This is a genomic window from Mycobacterium sp. E2479 (assembly GCF_001667925.1).
Taxonomy (GTDB): domain Bacteria; phylum Actinomycetota; class Actinomycetes; order Mycobacteriales; family Mycobacteriaceae; genus Mycobacterium.
In genome coordinates this window covers 1-1,104 of the sequence record NZ_LZJR01000037.1, presented here as the reverse complement: position 1 = coordinate 1,104, position 1,104 = coordinate 1, and the positions used below count along the sequence as shown (strand labels likewise).

Below are 1,104 nucleotides of genomic sequence, written 5' to 3'. Positions count from 1 at the left end.
TCATTGCTGCTGGGCAACTGCTCGTTGTCGACGGTCTACGCTGATTCCCAAGACGCCGCCGACCTGTTCAGCCGCGTGGAGGCGGTGCCGCACGAATACGTCTTCGGCGCACTGGATTCCAACCGAACGTGGTCGACGGCCGCGGAGTACATCAAGGCGATCGACGCCCTGCCGCTGGGTCCCAATATCGGTTCACTGCTTGGTCATTCGGACCTGCGGACCGCGGTGCTGGGACTTGATCGGGCCACCGACGCCGCGGTGCGGCCCACCGAGGCCGAGCTGGAGAAGATGGCCGAACTGCTGGACGAGGCCCTGGACGCCGGTGTCCTCGGCATGTCCGGAATGGACGCCCCCATAGACAAACTAGACGGCGAACGGTTCCGCTCCCGCGCCCTGCCGTCCACTTTCGCGACGTGGCGGGAGCGGCGCAAGCTGATCAAGGTCCTGCGCAAGCGCGGCCGAATTCTGCAAAGCGCCCCCAACGTGGCAAGGCCGTCGACCGGAATGCTCTTCTTCCTGGCCAGCAGCCGGCTACTCAACTGGGGCAAGGGCGTTCGGATGAGCATGCTGGTATCCGCCGACGCCAAGTCGATGCCGCTGTCGGTTTACGTGTTCGGCCCGGGGACTCGTCTGCTGAACAAGCTACTGGGCGCCAGCGTGCGGTTTCAGCACCTGCCGGTGCCATTCGAGTTGTACTCCGATGGAATCGACCTGCCGGTCTTCGAAGAGTTCGGTTCCGGCGCGGCGGCCATGCATCTGAAAGAACAAGTGGCCGCGCGCAATGAGCTCCTGTGCGACGAGGACTACCGTCGATGGTTCCGCAAGGACTACGACAGCAAGTTTGGGCTGCGGGTCTGGCACCGCGACTTCTTCGATGCCGAAATCGTGGCGTGCCCCGACCCGTCGGTGATCGGTAAGTCGTTCGGGCAGGTAGGTATTGACCGCGGCGGCCTGCACCCCGTCGACGCGTTCCTCGACCTGGTCGTCGAGCACGGCGGCGCGCTGCGGTGGCGCACCACCATCTCCAACCACCGTCCCGAGCTGCTCAAGAAGCTGGCCCGTGAATCAGGCGTCCAAATGGGCTTCTCGGACGCGGGAGCGCAC

General features: G+C 64.9%; 1 pseudogene. It reads left to right on the top strand.

The window, feature by feature from the left end:
• Positions 1–1,104: pseudogene (locus tag A5686_RS27525) on the top strand (hypothetical protein); the annotation flags it as partial.